This is a genomic window from Bacillus sp. FSL M8-0166, assembly GCF_038008825.1.
GTDB classification, from domain to species: domain Bacteria; phylum Bacillota; class Bacilli; order Bacillales; family Bacillaceae; genus Bacillus; species Bacillus safensis.
In genome coordinates this window covers 2,405,571-2,431,044 of the sequence record NZ_JBBOZZ010000001.1, presented here as the reverse complement: position 1 = coordinate 2,431,044, position 25,474 = coordinate 2,405,571, and the positions used below count along the sequence as shown (strand labels likewise).

The window sequence follows — 25,474 nt, the reverse complement described above, 5'->3', positions numbered from 1 at the left end:
AACCTATGAGGTGATGAAAGTGGATATACGAATGATGGAATATGTCATTGAAGTGTACCGGCAGCAAAGTTTTACAAAAGCAGCGGATCAACTTCATATTGCCCAGCCTTCTTTAAGCCAGCAAATGAAGAAGCTGGAAGAGGAATTAGACACACCGCTATTTATTCGAAAGTATGGACAAGTAACGCCCACACCTCAAGGGAGACGATTCATTAAAAGGGCTGAGAATATTTTGAAGGAAAGAGATGATTTGCTGCGTGAAATGGGAGAAGCAGCTTATGAAATCGGGAAAGAGCTGAACATTGGAGCGCCAGCAGTCACAGGGGGATATGTCTTGCCCGGCTTATTAAAAACCTTTTGTCAAACGTATCCTCATGTTCACGTTCAACTGATAGAAGATTCACCTCGTGAGCTCGAAAAACTTCTATTGGCTGGAAAACTGGATTTGGCTATTTTATCTATGCCTGTCGAGCATGAATCACTGAAAACGAAACAAATGCTGACAGAGCCGCTCCTTCTTGCAGTTCCGCAAGCTGCTCAGCCTTGGTTATCAGAGGAATTAAACGAGATCATCAAGCAAGCAGGGCAAAAAGAAATGGTTCCCTTTCAACTTCTTGAAGGTATCCCATTTATTATGCTGAAAGAGGGATACGGTTTTCGGAAAGTGGTTACGGAACTGTGCCGTCATCACGGTTTTCAGCCAAAAGTGGCTTTTGAAACAAGTCATATTCAAACAGCACAGGCATTGGTCAAAAACGAACTAGGTGTGACTGTTGTGCCGAAAATGGTGGCACAAGAGGACAGGAACCAAGTCACCTATTTAAACATTGATTCATGCCCAACCCGCACACTTGTGTTTGCATATGTGGAAGAAAGGTATTTAACGAAAGCAGCTCAAGCCTTCATGGACCTTTATCAGAATCAAGGGAAAGCTTAAACAAACGTTTAATTAAACGCAAAAAGCAAGGGAGCACCCTGCTTTTTATCTTATTTTTTCAGCGTGATAGAAATTCTTTGAAGTCTAGGAAGGACGAGTACCGACGCGGAGCGAATGTAACATTTGTGAGCAACCTGCTTTCTAATAGACATCCAGACGTTGATCCGTCATAACCGGAATTTGCTGTCTGACTTCATCCACTAGCTGAAGATCAATTTCCGCATAATAAATGTCTTCGTCATCGCTTGTTTCAAGCAGTATGCGGCCGAGTGGATCAATCACCATAGAGTGTCCAGGGAATTCCGTGTCCCTGCTTGTGCCCGTTCTGTTAACAGCAATCATAAATGACTGGTTTTCAATCGCTCTTGCGATGAGCAGGCTGCGCCAATGGTCCACTCTTGCTGACGGCCATTGCGCCGTATTGACGAGCACCTTCGCTCCTTTGTTCACAAGTGTTCTGGAAAGCTGCGGGAAGCGGAGATCATAGCAGATCATCGCACCAATCGTTACATCTTCACCATAGTCAAATAAACCAAGCTGATCACCAGCGGTTAAATAGTTATGCTCATCCATTAAGCGGAATAAATGAATTTTATCATAATCTAACAAAAGCTCACCTTGGCGGTTAAAGACATACATTGTATTGGTGATGTTTTCATCTTCTGTCCTCTTATTTAAAACACTGCCTGCGATGAGATACACTTGATGCTTGCGGGCAAAGGAGGAGAAGAGCTGTTTTGTGTGATCGCCGTTTACATCCGCAAGCTGATCGGCTTGTTCAAGGGCGTAGCCGGTATTCCACATTTCGGGCAAAATGATCAGATCAGGCTGCTCGCGGACCGCTTCTTCTAAAAACGCTTCTGCTTTTTTAAAATTCACTTCAGGTTCTCCAATTTGTACGTCCATTTGGACAAGGGCGATTTTCATATGGGTTCCTCCTTTATTCGCTATATGTCATGTGAAAATCATGAATGTATGTCATGGTTTATTCTAGTCTTCAAGGCCAGTTTCTTTATCATAAAGGTTTCCATCATCTTTGCCAATAGAAATGTCAGAAGGTTTTGTTAAATGACTTTCTCAATCAAGAAATGAGTGGTATGATACTCATAACTAATAAAACAAAGGGGAATAGTATGATATGCAATTGTTCGATTTATCACTAGAAGAGCTAAAAAAATATAAACCAAAGAAAACAGCACGTCCTGATTTCTCAGACTTTTGGAAGAAATCGCTCGAAGAACTGCGCCAAGTGGAGGCAGAGCCAACACTTGAACCTTATGACTATCCAGTGAAAGGCGTCAAGGTGTACCGCCTGACGTATCAAAGCTTTGATCATTCTCGTATTGAAGGCTGGTACGCGGTACCAGATCAATCAGGTTCTCATCCAGCGCTCGTTCGTTTTCATGGCTATAATGCCAGCTATGACGGCGGCATTCACGACATCGTCAACTGGGCGCTGCACGGCTATGCAACATTTGGTATGCTCGTCCGCGGTCAAGGCGGCAGTGAAGATCAGGCGGTGACACCAGGCGGTCACGCTTTGGGGTGGATGACAAAAGGCATTTTATCAAAGGAAACCTACTATTATCGCGGTGTTTATTTAGATGCGGTTCGTGCACTCGAAGTCATTCAGTCCTTCCCGGAAGTGGATGAACACCGGATCGGCGTGATTGGTGGGAGCCAGGGAGGCGCATTAGCGGTTGCAGCTGCAGCCCTTTCAGACATTCCGAAAGTCGTCGTGGCAGATTACCCTTACTTATCAAACTTTGAGCGTGCAGTGGACGTTGCATTGGAGCAGCCTTATTTAGAAATCAATTCATACTTTCGAAGAAACAGTGATCCGGAAGTGGAGGAAAAAGCATTTGAGACATTAAGCTATTTTGATTTAATCAATTTAGCTGGATGGGTGAAACAGCCAACATTGATGGCGATCGGTCTGATTGACAAAATAACCCCGCCATCTACTGTGTTTGCGGCATACAACCATTTAGAAACAGATAAAGACCTGAAAGTATATCGCTATTTTGGACACGAGTTTATCCCGGCTTTTCAAACAGAGAAGCTCTCCTTCTTACAAAAGCATTTACTCAAATAAAAGATCAAAGAGGCCGCTCTAGGAGGGCCTCTTTTTTAATAACTCGTATTCTGTCTCGTTTTTTCATCAGGCACTAACGCTGTGATAATAAGGGCAAGAGCTGTGATGATATGCAGGATGAATCCAAGTATCGGAATCCAGGCAAGGCACGATGTGATAATCCCAATGATGCTTCCAATCACTGGTCCTTGGTCTCGCTTCGATAAGACGAGTGTGATAATATGCAGAATAAGCATGACCATGAGCGGTGTATAGCCATTGCTGATCACAAATAGTCCTCCAATGACAGGGATGGCAAGACAGGCTTCAAAAATCCCGGTGATCCATTTCATGATGCGAGATATAGACATGAGATCCAACTCCTTTTTCATATATGTCTTATTCGTATTTTCCCAAAACGTGAAGAAGTCATGCAGGATTCTATAGAAAGAGTTGATGGATGATGAGAGAAAGAATCGAGGAAGAGCTGAAAATCATCGAAGAAACGTATGATGTAAAGATTTGCCTCGCTGTCGAATCAGGCAGCAGAGCATGGGGATTCCCCTCGACTGACAGTGATTATGATGTTCGTTTTTTATATGTTCCTCGAAAAGAATGGTATTGGGCGATGGAAGAACATCGTGATGTCATTGAACGGCCGATTGATGATGTGCTTGATATAAGCGGCTGGGAGCTTAGAAAGGCACTTCGCTTATTCAATAAATCGAATCCGTCCATCATGGAATGGCTGTCTTCTGACATCATCTATGCTGAATCCTTCTCTTTGGCAAAGCAGCTAAGAGAATTAAAGGATCGAGCGTTTTATCCTGCAGCATTGATGCATCATTACCTCAATATGGCGAAGCGGAATGAAAGCGGGCATTTACGAGGAGAGCAGGTGCGAATCAAGAAGTATTTCTATGTGCTTCGTCCGCTGCTTGCCTGTCAGTGGATTGAACGCTACCGGACGGTTCCGCCGATGGACTTTCATGAACTGCTCGAGGAACTAGTGGAGGAAGGACCGCTTTTAGCGGAAATCCATGAGCTGCTCAAACGTAAAATGGACGGCGAAGAAATGGATGTAGAGAACCGCCTCGCTTATGTCCATCCATTTATCGACAAAGAGCTCGCGCGATTTGATGAATTGGTGAAAAGCTACAATCAGCCGAAAGACAACCTGATGCAAGAATTAAATGAGCTGCTGCAGTCTACCCTTGATGAGGTGTGGGCGTAAGCAGGGAAGAGCCAGCCGGATCGCGGCAGGCTCTTTTTTATCTCTTATTGTGATAAAACCACAAAAAAAGTCAGAATTTTTGTCATCTTCAAATATTGTAGCGGACAGCTTATGAGCTTTACAATAAAGACATAGCTTACAAAGAGTGGGAGGTGCCCTTTATGGAGTCGGTCACAAGAAATTTCTTCTTGTTTTTGTCAAAGAGCAGTCTCTTGAACCATATTGCTCGTAATTGGGGAAGTGCTGTTGCATCTAAGAAAATCATCGGAGGGAAGGATTTTGAGAGTGCCATCCCTGTCATCAAACGATTAAATGAACAAGGAATGGCCGTGACAGTTGATCACCTTGGTGAGTTTGTCACAAAGGCAGAGATTGCAAATGAGCGGACGACTGAGTGTATTCAAACCATTCAGCGGATTGCAGAGGCGGGACTCAATTCCCACGTGTCACTTAAAATGACATCACTTGGCCTGGATATTGACGATGACCTTGTGTATCGCAATATGAAACGTATTTTAGATACGGCAGAGAAGCACCGTATCATGGTGACAATCGATATGGAGGATGAACAGCGCTGTCAAAAAACGCTGGACATTTATAAAGAGATGAAATCTCAATATGAGTATGTCAGTACGGTCTTGCAGGCGTATCTGTACAGAACAGAAAAGGATCTTGATGACCTAAATGAGCTGCAGCCATTTTTAAGACTTGTAAAGGGTGCCTATAAGGAATCTGCCGAAGTGGCGTATCCAAACAAAAAAGACGTCGATCAGAATTATCAAAAGCTGATCGAAAAGCAATTGCTCTCAGGGAACTATACAGCTATTGCGACACATGACGATCAAATGATTGAGTTCACGAAAAATATTGTGAAAAAACACAATATACAGACAAGTCAGTTCGAATTTCAAATGCTGTATGGTATGAGATCAGAAACGCAGCAGGCACTTGTGAAAGAAGGCTATCAAATGAGGGTCTATACTCCGTATGGACGAGAGTGGTATGGCTACTACATGAGACGTCTTGCAGAACGGCCGGCAAACATTGCCTTTGCTTTAAAAGGGATGACGAGAAAATAATTTGAAACGGGAGCGTGACAAAAATGACAACACCTTACAAGCATGAACCATTCACGGATTTTAGCCAGGAAGAAAACCGCAAAGCGTTTGAACAAGCATTAGCTAAAGTAACAGAATCACTTGGTCAAACCTATCCGCTCGTGATTAATGGAGAAAGAATCGAAACGAAAGACAACATTGTTTCGATCAATCCAGCGAAAAAGGATGAAGTGGTTGGAACCGTATCGAAGGCCGGGAAGGAAGAGGCAGAGCAAGCGGTTCAAGCAGCAGCGAAAGCATTCGAAACATGGCGCTACACGTCTCCAGAAGAAAGAGCTGGCGTATTGTTCCGAGCTGCGGCAAGCATTCGCCGTAAAAAGCATGAGTATTCAGCCCTTCTTGTAAAAGAAGCAGGTAAGCCTTGGAATGAAGCGGATGCAGATACAGCAGAAGCGATTGACTTCCTAGAGTATTACGCCCGGCAAATGCTGGAGCTGGCGAAAGGGAAACCAGTGAACAGCCGCGAAGGGGAACGCAATCAATATGTTTACACACCAACTGGCGTGACGCTCGTTATTCCGCCGTGGAACTTCTTGTTTGCGATCATGGCAGGAACAACAGTAGCGCCAATCGTCACTGGGAATACAGTTGTTTTAAAACCAGCGAGTGCGACGCCTGTCATTGCAGCCCGTTTTGTGGAGGAGCTTGAGCAAGCCGGTCTTCCAAAGGGTGTTGTCAACTTTGTACCAGGAAGCGGAGCAGAGGTTGGGGATTACTTAGTAGATCATCCGAAAACAAGTCTGATTACATTCACTGGATCAAGAGAAGTAGGGACACGTATCTTTGAACGCGCGGCAAAAGTGCAGCCAGGACAGCAGCATTTAAAACGTGTCATTGCTGAAATGGGCGGTAAGGATACAGTGGTTGTTGATGAGGATGCAGATGTTGAATTAGCGGCTAATGCCATTTTCACATCAGCCTTCGGGTTTTCAGGTCAGAAATGTTCAGCTGGATCTCGGGCTGTCGTCCACGAGAAGCTGTATGACCAAGTGGTTGAGCGAGTGAAGGAAATCACAGAAACGAACACAACGGCCAATCCACTTTCTGCGGATGTCTACATGGGACCTGTCATTGATCAAGCGTCCTTTGACAAGATTACGGATTATATCGAGGTTGGCAAACAGGAAGGCCGCTTAGTCACTGGCGGAACGAGTGATGATTCGGAAGGATACTTCATCCACCCGACCATTTTTGCAGATCTTGAGCCTACTTCCCGCTTAATGCAAGAAGAAATCTTTGGACCAGTCTTAGCTTTCTCGAAAGTTTCTAGCTTTGATGAGGCACTTGAGGTAGCCAACAACACAGAATACGGTTTAACAGGTGCTGTCATTACGAATAATCGTGATCACATCAATCGTGCGAAGCAGGAGTTCCATGTGGGGAACCTTTACTTTAACCGTAACTGCACAGGTGCCATCGTTGGTTACCACCCATTCGGCGGCTTCAAAATGTCAGGAACGGATTCAAAAGCAGGGGGTCCAGATTACCTAGCTCTGCACATGCAGGCAAAAACGATTAGTGAAATGTTTTAATATGGAAAAGCATGAACCTGCACTGACGGGTTCATGCTTTTTTTGCCTGCCTGCGACTTGTTTCTATACAAATCTGACTGGAAAGAAGTATGATAAATGTATCACTTAATCAGGGAGCAATCGGGATGGAAGAGATATTAGAAAAGCTTCATACATTTTTTGATGTCGATAAATTAATTGCATTTATTAGCGGCTATTTAAAAAAACCAGTCATTTTAGAAAGCACAGAGTGTCAGCTCCTTGCTTATAATTCTTACAGCATTCAGCAGTTTGACCCAGTCAATCAGCAAACGATTTTCTCAAAGGAATGTCCGGGATCTGTGGTCGATTGGTTAAAGAGAACAGGGGTAATCGAGCGGCTTTTCGCGGAATCAAAGCCTTTTTATGTGAGCGGTCATGACGAGCTCGGATTTAATCGGCGGGTAGCTGTGAGTGCCAAGCATAAACAAGAGGTAGTAGGCTTTATTTGGGTGCAGGACATTGAGGACTCCCTCTCTCAGGAGGAGCTGCAATTTTTACACGAAGCTTCCTTTCAGGTTGGAAAAGTGATTTATAAGAATAAGAAACAGCTTGAGAAAAAGGAAGGCAAGATTGAAGAGTTTTTCAAAAAGGTCATGGATGATCATTTTTATACAGAAGAAGAGCTGAAATGGGAGGCCGAGAACTTAAGCATTCCACTGCCAGCCGTATTTACCGTCATGGTCGTCCACGCTGCCGATAACAAAAGTGAGACGGCTGAAGATGTGAAGGATGTCATTCGAACGTATTTGCAGCTAGAGGATAAAGTGAATCACGTCTATTCGGTTCAAGCAGATATCGTCGTCATATTAGGAAGCCTGTCAGACCGGCACTCACCGAAAGCGACTGCCGCTGATGTCATTGCACATCTGCAATCAAAAACGCATGCACATCCTTCCCCTTTGTATATCGGGATGGGAAGAGAGTATCGAGATGTCATGAAAATGAGTACAAGTCGATTTGAAGCGATAGAGGTCGTGAAGGCAGTGAAAATTGTCGGAGGACAAGAACTGATTCCATATGATTACGAGAATCTGGGGGTCTTCCGGTTTTTAGATTCCATTTACAGCCATCAAAAAAAGAAAAACGACTTCAATCCAGATTTGTTACGTTTAAAGGAAAAAGACCGCGAGAGTCAAACCTCGTTTTTAAAAACGCTGGAAGTCTACTTATTGAATAACTGCAAGCTAAAGCCAGCTGCGGAGCAGTTGTTTATTCATCAAAATACATTAAACTATCGAATGAAACAAATTTTTGACATGACCTCGATCGACTTAAGTCATTTTAGCCAGCGGTGTGAGTTATTTATTGAATTGATGCTGATGAAAAAAGATCAATAATCATGATGGAATCCGCAGGTGCACGGGATCACCTGCGGATTTTCATGTGAAATGTGAAAATGGCATACAACTGATGCATTTCGTTGTATGATAGATAAAGATTTTATGAGAAAAGTGAAAGGGGGGCCACCTTTGGGATCAGTCACCTTAGCCATTTTGATTTTCATCATGACCCTCGTCCTTGTCATTTGGCAGCCAGGACGTGTCACCATAGGATGGTCAGCATGTGGAGGTGCCATTCTTGCACTTGCCTTTGGCGTCGTTCATCTGGGCGATGTGTGGGAAGTCACGCAAATTGTATGGAATGCCACCTTTGCCTTTATTGGCATTATTATCATTTCGTTAATTTTAGATGAGATCGGTTTTTTTGAATGGGCTGCACTGCATATGGCAAAAGCCGCAAGAGGCAACGGTGTCCGAATGTTTATTTATTTAACATTGCTCGGCGCTGTTGTGGCTGCTTTTTTTGCCAACGATGGAGCGGCACTGATTTTGACCCCAATCGTTTTATCTGTGGTGAGAGCGTTGAAGCTGGATGAGCGTATGGTGCTTCCTTTTGTGATGGCAAGCGGCTTTATTGCAGATACAACCTCCTTGCCATTTGTCATTAGTAACCTAGTCAATATCGTATCAGCCGACTATTTTCATATTGGTTTTCTAGAATATACAGCGAATATGTTCGTGCCAAACCTTGTGTCGCTTGGAGCGAGCATGCTGGTTCTGTATGTGTTTTACCGAAAGCTTATCCCCAAAACCTACGATCTGTCACAGGCGAAGGAACCGGCATCAGCTATTCGAGATATTCGCATGTTCCGCTTGTCTTGGTATGTGCTCGGCTGTCTGCTTGTTGGTTATTTTGCGGGGGAGCTGATCGGTGTTCCAGTGTCCATCATCGTAGGCGGCATTGCCCTTGCTTTCTTGTGGCTGGCGAGAAGAAGTCCGCAAGTGGCGACAAAGCGAGTGATCAAAGAAGCGCCGTGGTCCATTGTGTTTTTCTCGATCGGCATGTATGTCGTCGTATATGGACTGAAAAATGTTGGCCTTACTGAAATATTGGCGGCATGGATCCAGCAAGGGGCATCACATGGCTTGCTTGCAGGAACGATGTTTATGGGCGTGCTTGCCGCAGTGCTGTCTTCTGTAATGAACAATCTGCCGACCGTTTTAATTGATGCGATTGCCATTGGACATACAGATACAGCAGGTGTCATGAGAGACGGACTGATTTATGCCAATGTCATCGGCTCCAACCTTGGGCCGAAAATGACCCCAATCGGCTCATTGGCGACATTGCTGTGGCTTCATGTCTTAAAGAAAAAAGGCGTCCATATCTCTTGGGGGGCTTACATGAAAGCCGGAATCATCCTGACCATCCCAACCTTGATTCTCACTTTACTCGGGTTATATGTATGGTTATGGCTCATTCATTAAAAAGAAAAAAGAGCAGATCTCATGGATCTGCTCTTTTTTTTGCTACAGATATTTCGCATAGCGTTTTTCTAAAAAGTCCTGAAGCAATGAGACGACACTGCAAATGCCCCAGTAAATGAGTGCGACCAAAATATACATGGTCATATAATCGAATTCTCGTCCGCCAACAATTTTTGCTTGCTGGAAGAGCTCTGGTACAGTAATCATTGCTGCCAGTGAGGAAGCTTTGATTAAATCGAGCATGACATTGGTCAATGGCGGCAGGGCGATGCGGACGGATTGAGGCAAAATGACACCACGCATCGTTTGCCAATAGCTGAGACCTAATGATTTAGCAGCTTCCACCTGTCCACTTGGAACAGAGGAGAGGGCCGCCCGGTTAATTTCTGCAATATAGGCAGCACTATTAAAGCTGAACCCAATAATGGCGGCAGTGACCGCTGTGAACTCAATGCCGATATAGGGGAATCCAAAATAGAGAATAAACAAAATCACCAGAATGGGCACGCCTCGCATGAATGAGATATACAGCCGTGCAGGCAGCCGAAGAATCCATGAATTCGCCATCCTGGCAAGAGCGATAAAAAAGCCAAGAATAGTACCAAAAAACATGCTCACAAAGGAAATGAGCAGCGTCAGCCAGATTCCTTTCATAACAAACGGAAATGACGCCTTTGCCAGTGCAGGATTAAATATATATTCTAAATGAATATCTCCCACGATTGCGGCTCCTTACTTGGAAATGTCGACATCTTCGACATCAGCATCAATTTTCTTTGAGACGTCTGCATGATTAAAGAATTTCTCAGAAATCTTTTTCATTGTTCCGTCTTTTTTCATGTCGCCTAATACACGATTCAATTCTTTTTGAAGCTCTTTGTTGTCCTTCTTCATGACAAAACCTTGTTCATTCGGCATGTATTTCAAGTCAGGGTGAATCGTAATATTTAGTTTAGGAAATGCAGCAAGAGCCAGTGTCTGCAAGTAATAATCATTTAGAATGACATCTGTTCGGCCGTTTGCAACATCCTTTAAGTATTGCTCGTTTGTTGCATTATCATAAATGACTTCCTTTGCACCGTACTTACGAGCGACATCCATATAAATCGTCGTGGCAGCACCTGCTGCTTTCTTTCCTTTTAAATCTTTTAAAGTTTTAATGCCAGATAAATCATCTTTCCGTACGATAGCCGTTCCGTAGGAATATTTATAAGGGGTTGAAAAGGCAAACTTGTCTTTTCTGTCATCTGTGATGTCGATATCATTTGCAGCGGCATCCACTTGACCAGAATTAATGGCGCTCAGCATCCCATCATAGCCCATTTCTTTAAATTCTACTTTCACATCAAGACGTTTAAACGCTTCTTTGACGACTTCTACTTCATAGCCAGTTAATTGATCCTTGCCGTTAGAAGTATCATGATAAGACGTTGGATAAAGGGTGCCTGAAGTAGCAACGACGATTTTCCCCTTCTTTTTAATCTGATCCCACTTTGTGTCTCCAGATTGAGATGAGCCTGATTGACTGCAAGCAGACAAGATAAGTATGAAAGCAGATACAACAAGCATGATCCATATAGGTTTTTTATGATAAAAACGACTCATTTAAGAATCCTCCTCTATTTTTTATACAAAACAAAACATAGCACGCTTTTTCTGTTAGGACAACGTTTTCAGAAGAAAAGTGAAAATGTAAGAATATTATAGGCAATTTGAGTTTTGAAATAATGTATAAAAAAGGAAAGTGAGCGCAAAATAAAGACGAATAAAGGAGGGAACAGCAATGATGAAAAAAATGAGTGGCTTGATCATCTTGTCGATGATGCTGTTATTTGGTTTTCATATAGAAACGGCTCATGGAGAAACACCTCAAATGGAAAAGCGCCCAGTGACACATCAAGTGAAATTAACAGCAGAACAACAAAAACAAATTGAAATCCTTGAGCAGCAAATTCTTTCTAAGCGAAAAGAAGTCATTGAGAAATATGTACAGTATGGCGTGTTAACAAAGGAACAAGGCACACACATCACGAAACGAATGGATGAACATTACAATCACTTAAAGAATAACGGATTTGTTCCATTACTGAAAAAACCACAGCACCATCGCCCATAATAATGAAACCGGCAGCGAGATGCCGGTTTTTTATTGTTGATCAAAAGGTGAGACTTTCCCCATCTTGAGGGACAAAAATGGCTTGATCTGCATGATGCTCTTGAATGTAAGCTTCTAAAGCAGCTCTTGTTAACAAGCAATGATTCACAGCTTCAAGATGACAGGCGACAATTTGAGCTTTTGGCTGAGAACGGTGAATGTCTAAAATTTCTTCCTTGGTCATTGTAATCGGATCGCCTTCCAAAAATTGAGCAGCTCCGCTATTGACCACAATGACGTCTGGCTTGCGTGTATTCACAACCTCTTTCGGTTCATCACACCAAATGGTATCACCTGCAATATAAAGGGTAGGTTCATCAGGATGAGAGAAAACAAAACCGCTCACCTGCCCCATCCGCTTCGCCGTTTCTCCTGTCCCATGCTGTCCGCCTGTACGTTTAATATGAACGCCGCAAATGTCCATTTCATCTTCAATGCATGTGACATGATGAAATCCAGCTTCTTCAACTTCTTTTCGATCCTTATCCGATTGAGTATAAATTGGTTGATCTTGAGCTAATTTCCTTTTTGCCTCATCGTCAAAGTGATCCACATGTAAATGAGTGAGTAAGACTGCATCCGGGTGTAACAGACTGTCTAAATCAATGTTTACAGGAAGCTCCACAATAGGGTTGTTCAAATGTTGATTGGCTGTATGAGGGAACGGTGGATATGTTCCTTTTGCTGCTAAAAAGGGATCGATTAAAAAAGTTGAATGACCATAGTGAAGGTATAAAGTAGCATTGCGAATGAGTGTAATTTTCATAAAAAGGCCTCCTTTTTTTCTAATTAAGTTTACAGTATATTAAAAGAGTTCTATGTGACAGAGGATCATGAAAGTCTTTCATCGGAAGGGCTTGATTTTTGAAAGAGGTGAGCCAATGCTAGACCAAACAGATATGAATATTTTAAAAGAACTATCAAAGAACAGCCGATTAACCATGAAAGCTCTAGGTGAAAAAGTTCATTTAACTGGTCAAGCTGTTGCAAATCGGGTGTTAAAGCTAGAAGAGGAAGGCGTGATTGAAGCGTATACCATTTCAATTGATTGGCGGACACAAAAGACGATTCAAACATTTTTGCAGCTCTATACCCGTAGTCATCATCATGAACCACTTCTGTCGTTTCTTTATGAAAAGGAAGAAATCAAGAATTTGTTCAAGATAAGTGGTGAGGGCTGTTATATGGCTGAAGGACATTTTTCCAGTCATGATGAACTTGATCAATTTTTAACGGAGCTGACAAATTACGCAAATTACAAACTGTCTATTGCGGTTAAACGTCTCATTCATCAGTAATAGAAGAGACGCAGGAGGAAAAGGAACGATGCAAAAATTAATCGAAAATCAAGCTGAACCGATGACAAAGGAAAGAATCAAAGCAGACTTGGTTCAACTTGGTGTGAAAAAGGGCATGATTTTATGTGTTCACTCATCTTTATCATCAATCGGCTGGGTAAACGGAGGCGCTGTAGCCGTCATACAAGCATTGATGGAAACCTTAACAGATGAGGGGACACTCATTATGCCGGCACAAACATTAGAACTTTCTGATCCCGCCGATTGGATCGATCCGCCTGTTCCTTATTCATGGTGGAAATCGATCAAAGAAACAATGCCTGCATTTGATCCAGCTTACACGACGCCAGCAGCAATGGGAAAGGTGGCGGAAACATTTTGGAAATACCCAGGTGTGGCGAGAAGCAATCATCCCAATTTTTCATTCACAGCCTGGGGGAAAAGAAAACATGAAATTCTGAAACACCATGCGCTTTCCTTTGGATTAGGAGAGCATTCGCCTCTTGGCCGCATGTATGATCTTCATGCTCAAGTGCTGCTGCTTGGTACATCATTTGAGAGCATGACAGCTTTTCATCTAGCTGAATACCGAATCCCTCAGCAGGACCTCATGACAAGAGGAGCTCCTATTTTAGAAAATGGGTGGAGGGTATGGAAAGAGTACCAAGATATCATCACAAGAGAAGAACTATTTGAACAGATTGGCCGTGATTTTCTGCAATCAGGAGGCATCTATCATTACAGTCAAATCGGACTTGCCAATTCATATTTATTGCCCATGAGAGAATCGGTAGACTATGCGGAAAAGTGGCTTGATCTATACGATCAGTCGTAATCTACACCGTTTGGAAATTTACATAATAAACGTCTTGATCAGGCTGCTGTGAGGTATAGCAGGTAAGCTGATAGTCTCCTTTTGGAATGGAGAAAGACAGCACTTGGGCCATGACGCTTGTGATATAAACTTGATCACTTGTATGCGTAAAGGGCACTGTTATGGCTCTATCAACCGAGACTTGGGGCTCATCGCTATTTAATGTCACAACAATAGACGCTTTTCCATTATTGACCCCTTCAAAGGAAACTCCTTGATCTCCAGTTGCATATCCTTGAAGAATGTCCTCATCTGTCCAATCAATGACAGGTGGTGTTTCGCTTCCGGTGTATACCGTGATTTGGTGGTAGGAGATAGATAGGGAATAAGCTTGTTTCAAGTGATTCATATAAAAAACTCCTTTATTTATGAATTTTTGTTGGAACGTGAATGGTTGAATGAGTGATTCTTGAGGAGAATGTTAGGCAGCAAGACGATTGTCGCCGTCTTGCGCTATTTGTTGTGGGATCTAGATGTGAAATTGCGAGACCATTGCTTTTAAATCTCCTGCTAAATGGGCAAGCGCTTCTGATGAAGCTGTTACTTCTTCCATTGCAGCAAATTGTTCTTCTGTTAAACCGGCTACTTGCTGTGAATGTTCACTCGTTCGTTTAACGCCTTCTGTAATAGAGGCAAAAGACTGTTTCGCATCGTTTGTATAAGCTGCGATTTTTTGAGATGCAGTTGATAAATGCTTAATGCCATCTGCCATTTCTCTCATTGACTGCTGGATATTATGAAATGATTCCTCTGTATGAGAGATAAGGACAGCCCCTTGGGCAGCTTCCTCTCTTACTCGTTTGATAGCATTCGTCGAATGAGTCATCTCTTTTTGTATTTCAGAAATGAGATGGGAAATCATGTTTGATGATGCTTGAGATTCTTCAGCGAGCTTTCTCACTTCGTCTGCGACTACAGCAAACCCTTTTCCGTGCTCACCTGCCCGTGCTGCTTCAATTGCTGCATTAAGAGCAAGCAGGTTTGTTTGGCTGGCGATATCTGTAATGACTTTGGAAATATGATCAATTTCAGCTGAACGTGTTTCCAACGCTTGAATCGCTATACCGTTTTCTTCAATTGATTTTGCAATAGACGTCATTTGTGAATGAACTTCACCGATATTGTGTACACCTTTTTGGGCCACTTCTTGTGCGGAGTGACTTCTTGAAGCCATTTGTCCTGCATTTTCAGTGATGTTTGCCAGCTCGTTTGATACTTGAATCATCGTGTGCTCACTGGCTGTCATTTGAGCTGATTGTTCTTCTGATGATTGTGCTACTTCTTGGATCGTGTGGGTGATTTTTTCTGATGCTGCACTCGTTTCTTCTGCGCTAGCTGACAGCTGCTCAGAGGATGTGGCCACTAATTCAGACGTGTTCATGACATTTAGAATGGTTTGATTTAGTTTTTCACGCATCTTATTGAAATGATCAGCCAGGTCAGACAATTCATCACCGGCAGTATCGGTTACATTGATGGTTAAATTACCTTCGCCTGCACTCTTAATGGCAGAAGCCATATACTTGAGACGTGCCTGAATCCGCTTAGTGAAAATAGAAATAATGATGACCGAAACGATCAGACTTAACAAAAGGACGATGACAAATTTTATATAGAATGACTGAAGCATTTGTGAAATCATGCTTTGATTGGCGCCAGTATAAAAAATACCAATTGTTTCGCCTGCTTCATTTTTGATCGGCATATAAGCCGTTTGATAATCTTTCCCGGCAACATTTGCTGTGCCGTAATAGTTTTCTCCTTTATCTAAAACAGTGGTCTTCACTTCAGGAGAGACTTCTGTACCTACAGCTCGTTTCCCGTTTAATAAGACATTCGTGGCAACACGGGTATTTCCTTGGAAAATCGTGATGGTATCACCGGTATATTCGGCTAATTGATCAACCAATTTGTCATGATCATTGATTTGAGTATTTCCTTTGTATAGCTTGTCCTCTTTTATCTGCCACGGGCCTGCCACTTTTTCATTTAGGTAGGCGTAGCCTAGCTTTAAATCACCTTTTGCTTTTTCAGTTGCCATTTGCTTGATGTTTTCTGTCATTTCGCGATTCACCACATAACCAACAACTGCGGAAAAGATGATGAGGACACTTAAAAAGATCAGCAGAATTTTGGCACCAAGCCTCAGTTTTCCCTTTTTCTTCATGCTTTTTGACTCCTTTAGGTATAAGGTAGGATATCCCTCCTTAAGGATTATCGGCATGAAAATTGTGTTTAAAATACCTGCATGCAGTCATGTGAAAATTTTTTTAATATAGAAAAGGGAAAGGCTGTTAATCGATGATAAATTGAATTCTTGTGCCGTCAGGATCATCCGATAGTTGATGACTTACCCATGAGCCTGCGCCTCTATTATCTGAAGGGCGTACATATTTGACAGAAGCTCCTGTGCCTCCTTCTTTACACATTGCCATTGGCCATTCGTCCCGATCATACCCGCGCTTTGTTGGAACGCCATGTAATGATCGATCCCTCTGCTCATCACTATGTTTACGGTCAATTGTGCAAATGGACGAATGACCTTCATCAATGGCTTCTTCTATGTGCTTGGCTGTTTCGGGATAGCGATCTGATGGAAAGTGAATGGTTTTGTCATAAGATGAATTCGCTGTCTCTTGTTTCCCTTGCTCCAACTTGATATAGCCTGTTGCTACACCAATGACAATTAATAAAAGCAAGAGAATGATTTTAAGAAGTTTCATAGATGCTGGCTCTCTTTCTTGTTTGCGTATTTTGTAAACAGAAGTATAGCAGAATTACTTACCAATTTCTCCTGGTTTTGAAAAAACGTCTTTTAAAATTCAAAAAACAGATTTTACACGATTTCTTGATTTTCATTTTTGTAGAAATTCATAAAAATTTTAATTTTGTGGATCATAAAACGAATATGCTCATTCAAAATGGCTTTATCACTGCTTTTTGAGCTAATTTCAAGAATTTAACACACAGAAATTTTAAAAAATTAAAATTGACTAGACCGATCTGCTTTAATAATATGGAATCAAATATCAAAAAATGTCGTAATTTATCGAAATATGATTCTAATTACATTGCAGGGAGGAAGTACAAATGGCGGATGTCTCATATCGGCTCGGAATAGACATAGGCGGCACATTTACTGATTTATCGCTGATAAATGAAGCAACAGGGGTGCTGACTGAACTTAAGACGCCCACAGTGACAGATGACCCAGCTCAAGGAATTATCAATGGGCTAAATCTTCTAAAAAAAAGGGGTGTTGATTTATCCAAAATCCAATACCTCGTTCACGGTATGACAATCGGTCTTAATACATTATTGCAGCGAAAAGGAGCAGATTTAGCCCTTTTTGTGACGGAAGGCTTTCAAGATATATTGTCACTTCAACGTTTACGACTACCCATTCCTTATGACTTCAATTCTCGTTTGCCAGAACCATTGATACCACGAAAGCATGTATATCCAATCTCTGAAAGGTTGATACACGATGGTACGATCAAAAAACCTCTCCATCTGCAGCAATTAGATGATGCAGTCCAGCATGTTATGTCTAAAAAGCTAGCAGGTATCGTCATTTCTTTTTTACATAGTTATCAAAACCCAGTTCATGAATTACAGGCAAAAGCCTATATCAATTATCATTATCCGCAGTTAGAAGTCCTCACCTCATCTGAATTATGGCCTCAAATGAGGGAATACGAGCGTACAGTGATGTCTGTGGTTAATTTGTATATTCAACCAAAGGTGAAACAGTATTTACAAACATTGAAAAGCCGTTTGAAAGAAGAAGGTGTACCAATTTCTCCATACATTACACAGTCAAATGGTGGTTTAATGGATGCAGAAAGTGCAGCTGCCTCACCTGTTAAGACTCTCTTTTCTGGCCCGGCAGCTGGTGTCATCGGTGCGGCAAGAATTGCAGCATCAGCGAGTGAATCTAACCTGATCACTTTTGATGTCGGGGGAACGAGTGCAGATATCTCGATTATTCAAAATGGACAGCCGACAATGGCTCAATCGAATCAGCTTTCAGGTTTCCCTATTATTCTTCCATCTGTTGCGATGTATTCAATAGGAGCAGGGGGAGGTTCGGTCGCATGGATTGATCAGGGAGGGCTTCTCAAAGCAGGACCGGAATCAGTTGGCTCAAACCCGGGACCAGCTTCGTATGGAAAGGGAGAAAAAGCGGCTTTAACCGATGCGTTTCTCATATGCGGTTATCTCAATCAAGAACGTTTTGCCGGAGGACATTTACAATTACAACTGTCTGCGGCGAAAAAGGCCTTTCAGCCAATTGCTGATCAGCTCAACAAAACGGTTGAAGAGGCGGCTGACCAGCTGATTCAAGTAGCCGTAGCCAATATGTACACAGAATTAAGCAATGTGATGGAGCAGCAAGGGTTTGACCCTAGAGATTTTAGTTTGCTGGCGTTTGGCGGAGCAGGACCGGTTGTAGCAAATTTCCTTGCGAGAGAAATCCATGCAAAAAATGTGATTGTTCCTCCAAGTCCTGGCACATTATGTGCACTAGGTGCTCTGACCGCTGATTTTATTCATGATGCGGTGCTGTCTAAGAAAATATGCTTACAAGACTATTCGATCAACGAACTAAAACAAGATTATGAGATGCTGTCGCGAAAAGCGACTGATTGGGTCAGTCAGCAGAACATTCAGCATATCAATCAGACGTCCATTCTATTATTAGCAGACGCACGTTATCAAGGACAGGCATTTGAGATTGAATTGCCATTATCGATTGATTGGCTAAAGCAGGAACAAGATATCCACCAACTCATTGAAGCCTTTCACAAATTGCATCAGCGTCAATATGGTCATAGGGATGATCAGGCAAAAATCGAATTTACGCATTTACGCGTTCGAGTCATAGGCGAGACGCCTCCGCTGCCTTTCTCACCTGTTCAAGAAAGCAGCGGTCAGTCTTTGAAACCATATGAATATAGACGAATCTTTATAGAAGGAAAAAAATACGAAGCATCGGTTTATAACCGGGATACGCTGTCAGTAGGTTCTATTGTAAATGGACCTGCCGTTATTGAGCAGGATGATACGACAACATTAATTTTGCCAAACTGGACAGGCAGCATTGATCCATCAGGTAACTTAGTGATTTCAAAGGAGGCGGCTTTACATGAGAACTGACCCAGCAAAGCTTGAGATGATGCGAAGTTATTTTAATGCGATTGCATCGGGTATGGGGCATGTCATTGAACGGACGTCATTTACGACCTTCGTCAAAGAATCTGCTGACTTTGCGACAGCATTAGCCACACCTTCTGGAGATTTCTTTGTTTATCCGAAGACAGTAGGTGTGACGATCTTTTTAGGGCTGAGTCTAAGAAAAGCGATTGAAGAAAGCGGGCCGATGCAGCCAGGAGACATTATCATCACAAATGATCCTTATACGACAGATGGTTTGGCGACTCACCTGCCAGATGTCCATATCATTAAGCCGATTTTTGTAGATGGTGAAATTGTCAGCTATGCTTGGTCTTTTGTTCATGTCAGTGATGTGGGCGGACTTGTGCCTTCGAGTATTTCACCGACAGCGACGGATGTTCATCAAGAAGGATTAAGAATTCCGCCAGTAAAAATTTATGAAGGCGGGAAAGAGAATAAGGTCGTACGTACCTTTTTAAGAGCTAACAGCCGCGCTAGTCATTTAAATGATGGTGATATCAATGCAATGATTGCTGCAGTCAATACAGCAGATATTCGGTTAAAAGAAATGATTGAGAAATTTGGAAAAAACGAAGTGAAACAAGGAATGATAGACTTGCTGAAGCAAGCAGAGGATCGTGCTGGAAAGGTCATTGAAGCTATTCCGGATGGAACGAGTGAATTTGCTGATTATTTAGATGATGATATGATTTCGGACGTCCCTATTCGGTTGAAAATCAAGCTAACGATCAAAGGGAAAAGGTTGACGCTCGATTTTTCTGAGTGTGATCCGCAAGTGAAAACAGCCTTTAACCTGGTCACCAATGGTCAGAAGCATTCCTTTCTTTATCAAGGGTTGATTAATTACATCATTAGTAAGGATCCTTTTATACCGATCAATGGTGGAATAACGTATCCAATTGAAGTGATCTCTCCTAAAGGAACGCTGGTGCATCCAGAATACCCTGCCTCTGTCGGAATTAGGCATTCAATTACGATGAGGCTGTACAATGTCGTGTTAGGCGCCATTGGTAAGCTGTTACCTGAAGCAGTGCCGGCAGCAGGAGCAGGTCAATCTGCCATTGTGGTTCTCTCTGTACCTGATGATCAAACGGGAGGCAGGAAAATGTCCGTTGTCGAGCCATTAGGCGGAGGCGGCGGTGCTCAAAATGGTACTGATGGAGTGGACGGTATTGATCATTCATCTGGCTTTTTGAAGAATACCCCAATTGAGAGCTTGGAACAGCATATTGATATTCATGTTCATCGATATGAGATTCTGCCGAATACAGGTGGAGCTGGTGAAAATCGAGGCGGACATGCGATTGGTTTGGAATTTGAAATGATGAAGCCTGAATCGATGGTGACAGCACGAGGAATGGAACGGATGAAGTTTCAGCCTTGGGGGTTAATGGGCGGCCGAGCAGGAGCGGTTGGTGAGGTCAAGCTGATCACAGCTAATGGTGAGAAACAAGACCAGCCCAAAATAGATGTTCTGCGCCTTGAAAAAGGTGATATCGTTCAATTGGTTTCACCAAGTGGAGGCGGCTGGGGGAATCCATTAGCTAGAAAGAAAGAAAAAGTCCTTCAGGAAGTGGAAGCAGGTCTATTAAGTGAAGAAAGAGCGCTGCAGCAATATGGTGTGAAAGTGTATTTAGACCAAAATGAATGGAAGATTGATGAAGTGCAAACGAGCAGGATGCGTGAAAAGGTTGATGATCCTGCATCTACTGAGTTGTGGGATTTCGGAGAACAAAGAACAGCTTATGAGAAAGTATGGACGGACGAAGCCAGCAGTGAGCTAGCCGTTCAGCTGCGTTCCTATCCGGCTAATGAACGTACGCACTATAAACATGCAGTTCATCAACATTTCAGTCATAGAAATGAGCCGTTAACAAAGGAAGATATTACTCAAGCACTTCGTCAAATGAATGGACAAAAAGGGGGAAATGAATCATGAAAAGAAGATTAATCGCTATTTTTGCAGGCATCCTATCAATCGTTTTACTGCTGACCGCTTGTGGTGGAAATGGAAAGGATCAAGGCAAACAGCAGCAGACCGTGATTGTTGGTGTTTATGGAGGCGATTGGGAAAAGAATATCAAACCAATCCTTGAAAAGTTCGAAAAAGATACGGGAATTAAAGTGCAAACCGTCTCTGGGGCGGATTCTGAATGGTTTACAAAATTAAAAGCGTCAAATGGGAAAAATCCACCATATGACTTGCTTATTTTACAGCCTGATACGATTCAAAGAGGCATCGCAGCAAACGTTCTTGCGCCTATCGATGAAGATCAAGCACCGAACGTCAAAAAACTTTACCGCTCTGTCCAAAAGAAGCTCACTGTTGATGGAAAACAATATGCAGCAGGCTTTAGTATGGGTCAGCTTGGAATTGCTTATAGAAAAGACCTCGTAAAGCAGGAACCAAACAGTTGGACTGACCTATGGAGCAGTCAGCTGAAAGGGAAGGTAGCCATTTCATCTCCGACTTATTCAGCCGGTTTGCAATTTTTCTCTGCACTTGTTCATGCTCAAGGGGGGACAGAATCAAATCCTAAGGATATTGATAAAGCATTTAAAAGTCTCGCGCAATTAAAAGGTCATGTAGCTGCTTTTCCAGATAACCCAGGATCGATTCAAACCTTGTTAGAACGTGGCGACGTCGCGGCTGTTCCATATTGGGACGGGCGAGTATTTGCACTTGAAGAAGAAGGAATGGATATTGGTTTCTCATATCCGAAAGAAGGCGCTGTTGCAGCTGTTGCAAGCTGGGCTTTAACGAAGGGAAATCAGCACGAAGAAGCGGCATACAAACTATTAAACTACTTGAGTGGAAAAGAAGCTCAGGAAGCTTTTTCGGAAAAATCTTATTATGGCATGTCGAATTCTGATGTGAAATACGGTGACAAGATTAAGGGGAAAGTGAAAGTTGGAGAAAATTATTACAGCAAGCTGACTTGGGTAGATTATGAAACAGCGACCTCTGAGCTTGGCAATTGGACAAATCGATGGAACGAAGTATTAGGCGGAGGAAAATAGGTGATCGCATGAGTGGAATCCATTTAGAACACATCAGTCAGCACTTCGGTGAGCAGATTGCTCTCAACGATGTCAGTCTTACGGTGAATGAGGGAGAGTTTTTCTCCCTTCTTGGTCCTAGCGGCTGCGGAAAATCAACGTTATTAAACATCATTGGCGGTTTTTTAGAACCAACAAAAGGCGTCGTCTATATTGGTGATCAGGATGTGACAGCTTTGCCGCCTTACCAAAGAAAAACAGGTATGGTCTTTCAAAGCTATGCACTCTTTCCGCATCTGACTGTATTTGATAATGTGGCGTACGGGCTAAAGGTTCAAAAGAAAAAGAAGGCGGAAATCAAAGAGAAGGTGATGGAAAGCTTGTCTCTTGTTCAATTAGAGGCATTTGCGAAACGGATGCCCCACCAATTAAGCGGTGGTCAGCAGCAGCGGGTAGCAATTGCAAGAGCGCTGGCGATTCAGCCGGCTGTTCTCCTTCTTGATGAACCGCTTAGCAACCTAGATGCTAAACTGAGAAAAAACATGCAGACAGAGCTTCGAAATATTCAAAGGAATGTCGGGATTACAACCATTCTCGTGACACATGATCAAGAGGAAGCTTTAAGTCTTTCTGATCGAGTTGGGATTTTAGGAGAGGGAAAAATCCAGCAGATTGGAACACCTTTAGAGGTGTACCGTCAGCCAAACAATCGATTTGTAGCTGAATTTATCGGACAGGTGAACATCTTTGAGGCCGTGTACAATGAGTCTGATGCTGCATTTACGGTTTCTCATATAACCCATTCAAACGGTCAAAAGCTTCAGCTGCAGGCTGCGGCACATCAAGAGAAGAGGGAAAAGCAATTACTTATGCTGCGTCCTGAAAGAATCAGCATCTCTTCTGAGCGCGAGGAAGTAAAGCCGAACCATGTATCGGGCGTGCTGGCAGATGTGAGTTATATCGGGCATTCATTACGTTTGGTTGTGGGGCTTGATCATGGTGAAATCATTGTCCATGCTTCTGATGCCGCATTTCCCAAGCTGCCTAAAGTTGGAGAAACCGTTCATATCCATTGGCAGCCTGAAGATATTGTTTTCTTAGATTCGAAGGTGCATACGTGATGCGATTCAAGAAAAAGAATCAAAGATTTCATTGGTTTATGCTGCTGCCAGCCTGTTTGTTTCTTGTTGTATTTCTACTAGCTCCGCTTGTGATGATGCTCGTCCTCAGTTTTCGCGATGTCGATTCGATGATGAATACATTACAAACGTATAGTTTTTCTCAATATATTCATGTGTTCACGACAGATGCATATGTGAAGGCGATTGGAAGTACTGTGTGGGTGGCTTTGCAGACAACGGTGATTTGTTTATTGATGGCTTATCCCGCAGCATACTTGCTCGTCAAAGCACCTAATCCGCGTCTGCGGGCATTTTTCTATATCCTACTTGTATCGCCGCTTTTGACAAGTGTTGTGATTCGGACGTTTGCATGGATTGTTCTTCTTTCGCAAAATGGTCTGATCAATGGCATGTTACTAGATTTACATGTGATTGAGAAGCCGCTCTCGATGCTGTGGAATATGAATGCGGTCATTATTGCCTATGTCCAAGTCATGCTGCCATTTGCAGTACTGCCTATCGCAACAAGCTTAACCGATATGGATCGTCACTTAAGACCGGCTTCTATGAGTCTTGGAGCTGGCCGTATTCGAACCTTTTTTCATGTCACCTTACCACTGACCATTCCAGGCATGGTGACTGGCGCGATCATCGTCTTCTCACTGGCAGCAGGAAGTTATATCACCCCGCTGTTAGTCGGCGGACGGATGCAGCCGCTGCTGCCGCTGTCAATTTATCAGCAGGTTATGCAGGTATATAATCTGCCTCTTGCTGCAGCTATGTCCTTTACATTGTTGGTTTGTGTACTTGTGGTGGTCAGTCTATTAAGCTATTTCTTGAAGCGTTGGGAGGCGAGGATGCATGCGTAAAAAATCAATAGGTGACCGCTTGCTTTCCATCCTGATTTGGACTGCTGGGTCATTGGTTTATCTTTTTTTAACCATACCTGTTCTTGTGATCGTCCTATCTGCTTTTAGTCCAAATGCTTTTCCTGAATTTCCGCCGACTTCGTTCTCTGTTCGCTGGTTTCATGAGGTCGTGTCAAATCCAGAATGGATGGAATCTCTGCGGATCAGTGTGATTCTGCTATTCATCGTGACGCCTCTCACGGTTCTTTTAGGGACAATGGCTTCGTATGCTTTAGCAAGGCTTTCCTTTAAGGGAAAGGAGGCTGTCCAAGCTTTCATTCTGTCACCTCTCATGATTCCTCAGGTGGTGTTAGGGATTGCTATGCTTTACTTGTTTACGGCTATGGGTTTTACAGGGTCTTTGTGGGCGCTCGTCATTGGTCACGTCATCATTGGTTTTCCCTATGTGGTTCGAACGGTAGGCGTAAGTGTTTCGAATTTAGATCCGCGGCTTGAGTTGGCTTCAATGAATCTTGGCGCAGGACCCATTCGCACGTTTTTTCGAGTCACACTGCCTTTGATTAAGCCGGGAATCATTGCAGGCGGGGTGTTTTCAGCTGTGACGTCATTTGGGGAAATATCGATCAGTTTGTTCGTTTCCTCTCCTCAAACCATCACAATTCCCGTTAGGACCTTTAATTACATTGAGCAGACCTTTGATCCGAGTGTCAATGCGATATCTGTCATATTTATTATCATTTCTATCATTGCGCTGCTCATTATTGAGAAAACGATTGGTCTGTCTAAGGTGATGTAAATATAATGAAGAAACAAGGAGTTGTCATTTGAAATGGCAGCTCTTTTTTTTGTTGTTTTTACAGTAAAAAAATTCATTTTTTTAGGGAATGTAGTTCTTAAGATTTAAGAATTTGCGGGAAAATAAAGGAGACCTCTATCCTACATTTTCGGTCATATTTTCAAAATTTAAGGGAAAACATGAAATTTTTGCGGTATTTAGTCGATTATTTTCGGTTGAACGCAACTATTATTAGTTATTTTCGGTAAATATCGTCAATTATCAGGTGATCCCTTCGGTATGACGCATGAATCTTTACACCCATTTTTCGGTGAAAAAAACAATATTTTCATATAAAGTGGACGTAAATAGAAAATATCTAAAAGAAAAGAAGAAAAAGGCAAATCTATGGAAACATAGAGACGCAAAGCCATGTCCTAAGGTAAATGATTCTTTTTTTGCTATGGTCGGCAGGCTACCGAATGAAAATGGGAGTCCC

Annotated in this window: 24 protein-coding genes and 1 riboswitch; of the genes, 16 read left to right on the top strand and 8 right to left on the bottom strand. The window is 42.7% G+C overall.

All coding sequences use genetic code 11. The features are described 5' to 3' along the window. Positions 1 to 31: 31 nt before the first annotated feature. A complete protein-coding gene (locus tag NSS92_RS12530; protein ID WP_340870016.1) occupies positions 32 to 937 on the top strand; it encodes a LysR family transcriptional regulator in 906 nt (301 codons plus the stop codon). A gap of 141 nt (positions 938 to 1,078) precedes the next feature. On the opposite strand, the gene NSS92_RS12525 is transcribed toward NSS92_RS12530, so the two are convergent. Then, positions 1,079 to 1,864 (bottom strand): carbon-nitrogen family hydrolase, encoded by a 786-nt coding sequence (locus tag NSS92_RS12525; RefSeq protein WP_340868363.1) that lies wholly within the window; start codon positions 1,862 to 1,864, stop codon positions 1,079 to 1,081. Between the two features lie 211 nt (positions 1,865 to 2,075). Here NSS92_RS12525 and NSS92_RS12520 point away from each other — a divergent pair, with 211 nt between their 5' ends. Continuing rightward, positions 2,076 to 3,032 carry an acetylxylan esterase gene (locus NSS92_RS12520; protein ID WP_340868361.1) on the top strand — a complete coding sequence of 319 codons (957 nt, stop codon included), beginning with the start codon at positions 2,076 to 2,078 and terminating at the stop codon, positions 3,030 to 3,032. Positions 3,033 to 3,067: 35 nt separating this feature from the next. On the opposite strand, the gene NSS92_RS12515 is transcribed toward NSS92_RS12520, so the two are convergent. Next, positions 3,068 to 3,382 (bottom strand): hypothetical protein, encoded by a 315-nt coding sequence (locus NSS92_RS12515; protein WP_034283282.1) that lies wholly within the window; start codon positions 3,380 to 3,382, stop codon positions 3,068 to 3,070. A gap of 92 nt (positions 3,383 to 3,474) precedes the next feature. On the opposite strand from NSS92_RS12515, the gene NSS92_RS12510 reads away from it, so the two are divergent. The 5 genes from NSS92_RS12510 to NSS92_RS12490 all read left to right on the top strand — a co-directional run bounded on the left by NSS92_RS12510 (position 3,475) and on the right by NSS92_RS12490 (position 9,684). Next, entirely contained in the window at positions 3,475 to 4,245 is a 771-nt protein-coding gene (locus NSS92_RS12510; protein WP_340870013.1) for a nucleotidyltransferase domain-containing protein, read from the top strand. A 161-nt stretch (positions 4,246 to 4,406) separates the two neighbouring features. After that, the gene (locus NSS92_RS12505; protein WP_340868358.1) at positions 4,407 to 5,324 is read left to right on the top strand and encodes a proline dehydrogenase; all 918 of its coding nucleotides are present in this window, start codon (positions 4,407 to 4,409) and stop codon (positions 5,322 to 5,324) included. Positions 5,325 to 5,347: 23 nt separating this feature from the next. Next, entirely contained in the window at positions 5,348 to 6,895 is a 1,548-nt protein-coding gene (pruA, locus tag NSS92_RS12500) for an L-glutamate gamma-semialdehyde dehydrogenase (protein ID WP_340868356.1), read from the top strand. Positions 6,896 to 7,020: 125 nt separating this feature from the next. Then, a complete protein-coding gene (locus NSS92_RS12495) occupies positions 7,021 to 8,253 on the top strand; it encodes a PucR family transcriptional regulator (RefSeq protein ID WP_251216849.1) in 1,233 nt (410 codons plus the stop codon). A gap of 132 nt (positions 8,254 to 8,385) precedes the next feature. Beyond that, complete coding sequence (locus tag NSS92_RS12490) at positions 8,386 to 9,684, top strand: arsenic transporter (protein WP_324290919.1); 1,299 nt, start codon at positions 8,386 to 8,388, stop codon at positions 9,682 to 9,684. A gap of 42 nt (positions 9,685 to 9,726) precedes the next feature. Here the strand turns inward: NSS92_RS12490 and NSS92_RS12485 are convergent, their stop codons facing one another. Next, positions 9,727 to 10,404: an amino acid ABC transporter permease gene (locus tag NSS92_RS12485; RefSeq protein WP_034283291.1), complete on the bottom strand. Its 678-nt coding sequence runs from the start codon at positions 10,402 to 10,404 to the stop codon at positions 9,727 to 9,729. Between the two features lie 12 nt (positions 10,405 to 10,416). Beyond that, positions 10,417 to 11,289, bottom strand: a complete 873-nt coding sequence (locus NSS92_RS12480) for a transporter substrate-binding domain-containing protein (RefSeq protein ID WP_267587761.1) — start codon at positions 11,287 to 11,289, stop codon at positions 10,417 to 10,419. Between the two features lie 181 nt (positions 11,290 to 11,470). On the opposite strand from NSS92_RS12480, the gene NSS92_RS12475 reads away from it, so the two are divergent. Further along, positions 11,471 to 11,800 carry a YckD family protein gene (locus NSS92_RS12475; RefSeq protein WP_142946724.1) on the top strand — a complete coding sequence of 110 codons (330 nt, stop codon included), beginning with the start codon at positions 11,471 to 11,473 and terminating at the stop codon, positions 11,798 to 11,800. A gap of 40 nt (positions 11,801 to 11,840) precedes the next feature. Here the strand turns inward: NSS92_RS12475 and NSS92_RS12470 are convergent, their stop codons facing one another. Then, complete coding sequence (locus NSS92_RS12470; protein ID WP_340868349.1) at positions 11,841 to 12,605, bottom strand: MBL fold metallo-hydrolase; 765 nt, start codon at positions 12,603 to 12,605, stop codon at positions 11,841 to 11,843. A gap of 115 nt (positions 12,606 to 12,720) precedes the next feature. Here NSS92_RS12470 and NSS92_RS12465 point away from each other — a divergent pair, with 115 nt between their 5' ends. Beyond that, positions 12,721 to 13,137, top strand: a complete 417-nt coding sequence (locus NSS92_RS12465) for an Lrp/AsnC family transcriptional regulator (protein WP_048238129.1) — start codon at positions 12,721 to 12,723, stop codon at positions 13,135 to 13,137. Between the two features lie 28 nt (positions 13,138 to 13,165). Next, positions 13,166 to 13,972 carry an aminoglycoside N(3)-acetyltransferase gene (locus NSS92_RS12460; protein ID WP_267587757.1) on the top strand — a complete coding sequence of 269 codons (807 nt, stop codon included), beginning with the start codon at positions 13,166 to 13,168 and terminating at the stop codon, positions 13,970 to 13,972. Position 13,973: 1 nt separating this feature from the next. On the opposite strand, the gene NSS92_RS12455 is transcribed toward NSS92_RS12460, so the two are convergent. The 3 genes from NSS92_RS12455 to NSS92_RS12445 all read right to left on the bottom strand — a co-directional run bounded on the left by NSS92_RS12455 (position 13,974) and on the right by NSS92_RS12445 (position 16,734). After that, positions 13,974 to 14,360 carry a competence protein ComJ gene (locus NSS92_RS12455; RefSeq protein WP_267587755.1) on the bottom strand — a complete coding sequence of 129 codons (387 nt, stop codon included), beginning with the start codon at positions 14,358 to 14,360 and terminating at the stop codon, positions 13,974 to 13,976. 120 nt (positions 14,361 to 14,480) lie between these two features. Further along, complete coding sequence (locus NSS92_RS12450) at positions 14,481 to 16,178, bottom strand: methyl-accepting chemotaxis protein (protein ID WP_340868347.1); 1,698 nt, start codon at positions 16,176 to 16,178, stop codon at positions 14,481 to 14,483. A 127-nt stretch (positions 16,179 to 16,305) separates the two neighbouring features. Beyond that, positions 16,306 to 16,734, bottom strand: a complete 429-nt coding sequence (locus tag NSS92_RS12445; protein WP_048238125.1) for a NucA/NucB deoxyribonuclease domain-containing protein — start codon at positions 16,732 to 16,734, stop codon at positions 16,306 to 16,308. Positions 16,735 to 17,101: 367 nt separating this feature from the next. On the opposite strand from NSS92_RS12445, the gene NSS92_RS12440 reads away from it, so the two are divergent. From NSS92_RS12440 to NSS92_RS12415, 6 genes are read left to right on the top strand one after another with little or no spacing between them, the layout of a single operon-like run. Next, positions 17,102 to 19,171: a hydantoinase/oxoprolinase family protein gene (locus NSS92_RS12440; RefSeq protein WP_340868346.1), complete on the top strand. Its 2,070-nt coding sequence runs from the start codon at positions 17,102 to 17,104 to the stop codon at positions 19,169 to 19,171. After that, positions 19,161 to 21,149 carry a hydantoinase B/oxoprolinase family protein gene (locus tag NSS92_RS12435; protein WP_340868344.1) on the top strand — a complete coding sequence of 663 codons (1,989 nt, stop codon included), beginning with the start codon at positions 19,161 to 19,163 and terminating at the stop codon, positions 21,147 to 21,149. Before NSS92_RS12440 ends, NSS92_RS12435 begins: the two co-directional genes overlap by 11 nt. Beyond that, positions 21,146 to 22,231, top strand: coding sequence for an ABC transporter substrate-binding protein (locus NSS92_RS12430; protein ID WP_267587750.1), 1,086 nt, complete (start codon positions 21,146 to 21,148; stop codon positions 22,229 to 22,231). The genes NSS92_RS12435 and NSS92_RS12430 overlap by 4 nt, the downstream gene beginning before the upstream one ends. 8 nt (positions 22,232 to 22,239) lie before the next feature. Further along, the gene (locus tag NSS92_RS12425) at positions 22,240 to 23,331 is read left to right on the top strand and encodes an ABC transporter ATP-binding protein (RefSeq protein ID WP_340868339.1); all 1,092 of its coding nucleotides are present in this window, start codon (positions 22,240 to 22,242) and stop codon (positions 23,329 to 23,331) included. Continuing rightward, positions 23,331 to 24,200, top strand: coding sequence for an ABC transporter permease (locus NSS92_RS12420; protein ID WP_340868337.1), 870 nt, complete (start codon positions 23,331 to 23,333; stop codon positions 24,198 to 24,200). The genes NSS92_RS12425 and NSS92_RS12420 overlap by 1 nt, the downstream gene beginning before the upstream one ends. Then, positions 24,193 to 24,996, top strand: a complete 804-nt coding sequence (locus NSS92_RS12415; RefSeq protein WP_024424298.1) for an ABC transporter permease — start codon at positions 24,193 to 24,195, stop codon at positions 24,994 to 24,996. Before NSS92_RS12420 ends, NSS92_RS12415 begins: the two co-directional genes overlap by 8 nt. A gap of 368 nt (positions 24,997 to 25,364) precedes the next feature. Next, positions 25,365 to 25,458: riboswitch (cyclic di-GMP riboswitch) on the top strand. Positions 25,459 to 25,474: the final 16 nt, after the last annotated feature.

Excerpts from the sequence above, each read along its gene's own strand:
- NSS92_RS12440 (WP_340868346.1), top strand. The coding sequence starts at position 17,102 with ATGGCGGATGTCTCATATCGGCTCGGAATAGACATAGGCGGCACATTT.
- NSS92_RS12420 (WP_340868337.1), top strand. The coding sequence starts at position 23,331 with ATGCGATTCAAGAAAAAGAATCAAAGATTTCATTGGTTTATGCTGCTG.
- NSS92_RS12435 (WP_340868344.1), top strand. The coding sequence starts at position 19,161 with ATGAGAACTGACCCAGCAAAGCTTGAGATGATGCGAAGTTATTTTAAT.
- NSS92_RS12425 (WP_340868339.1), top strand. The coding sequence starts at position 22,240 with ATGAGTGGAATCCATTTAGAACACATCAGTCAGCACTTCGGTGAGCAG.
- NSS92_RS12505 (WP_340868358.1), top strand. The coding sequence starts at position 4,407 with ATGGAGTCGGTCACAAGAAATTTCTTCTTGTTTTTGTCAAAGAGCAGT.
- NSS92_RS12530 (WP_340870016.1), top strand. The coding sequence starts at position 32 with ATGATGGAATATGTCATTGAAGTGTACCGGCAGCAAAGTTTTACAAAA.
- pruA (WP_340868356.1), top strand. The coding sequence starts at position 5,348 with ATGACAACACCTTACAAGCATGAACCATTCACGGATTTTAGCCAGGAA.
- NSS92_RS12480 (WP_267587761.1), bottom strand. The coding sequence starts at position 11,289 with ATGAGTCGTTTTTATCATAAAAAACCTATATGGATCATGCTTGTTGTA.
- NSS92_RS12445 (WP_048238125.1), bottom strand. The coding sequence starts at position 16,734 with ATGAAACTTCTTAAAATCATTCTCTTGCTTTTATTAATTGTCATTGGT.
- NSS92_RS12450 (WP_340868347.1), bottom strand. The coding sequence starts at position 16,178 with ATGAAGAAAAAGGGAAAACTGAGGCTTGGTGCCAAAATTCTGCTGATC.
- NSS92_RS12520 (WP_340868361.1), top strand. The coding sequence starts at position 2,076 with ATGCAATTGTTCGATTTATCACTAGAAGAGCTAAAAAAATATAAACCA.
- NSS92_RS12470 (WP_340868349.1), bottom strand. The coding sequence starts at position 12,605 with ATGAAAATTACACTCATTCGCAATGCTACTTTATACCTTCACTATGGT.
- NSS92_RS12465 (WP_048238129.1), top strand. The coding sequence starts at position 12,721 with ATGCTAGACCAAACAGATATGAATATTTTAAAAGAACTATCAAAGAAC.
- NSS92_RS12415 (WP_024424298.1), top strand. The coding sequence starts at position 24,193 with ATGCGTAAAAAATCAATAGGTGACCGCTTGCTTTCCATCCTGATTTGG.
- NSS92_RS12455 (WP_267587755.1), bottom strand. The coding sequence starts at position 14,360 with ATGAATCACTTGAAACAAGCTTATTCCCTATCTATCTCCTACCACCAA.
- NSS92_RS12525 (WP_340868363.1), bottom strand. The coding sequence starts at position 1,864 with ATGAAAATCGCCCTTGTCCAAATGGACGTACAAATTGGAGAACCTGAA.
- NSS92_RS12460 (WP_267587757.1), top strand. The coding sequence starts at position 13,166 with ATGCAAAAATTAATCGAAAATCAAGCTGAACCGATGACAAAGGAAAGA.
- NSS92_RS12515 (WP_034283282.1), bottom strand. The coding sequence starts at position 3,382 with ATGTCTATATCTCGCATCATGAAATGGATCACCGGGATTTTTGAAGCC.
- NSS92_RS12475 (WP_142946724.1), top strand. The coding sequence starts at position 11,471 with ATGAAAAAAATGAGTGGCTTGATCATCTTGTCGATGATGCTGTTATTT.
- NSS92_RS12430 (WP_267587750.1), top strand. The coding sequence starts at position 21,146 with ATGAAAAGAAGATTAATCGCTATTTTTGCAGGCATCCTATCAATCGTT.
- NSS92_RS12510 (WP_340870013.1), top strand. The coding sequence starts at position 3,475 with ATGAGAGAAAGAATCGAGGAAGAGCTGAAAATCATCGAAGAAACGTAT.
- NSS92_RS12495 (WP_251216849.1), top strand. The coding sequence starts at position 7,021 with ATGGAAGAGATATTAGAAAAGCTTCATACATTTTTTGATGTCGATAAA.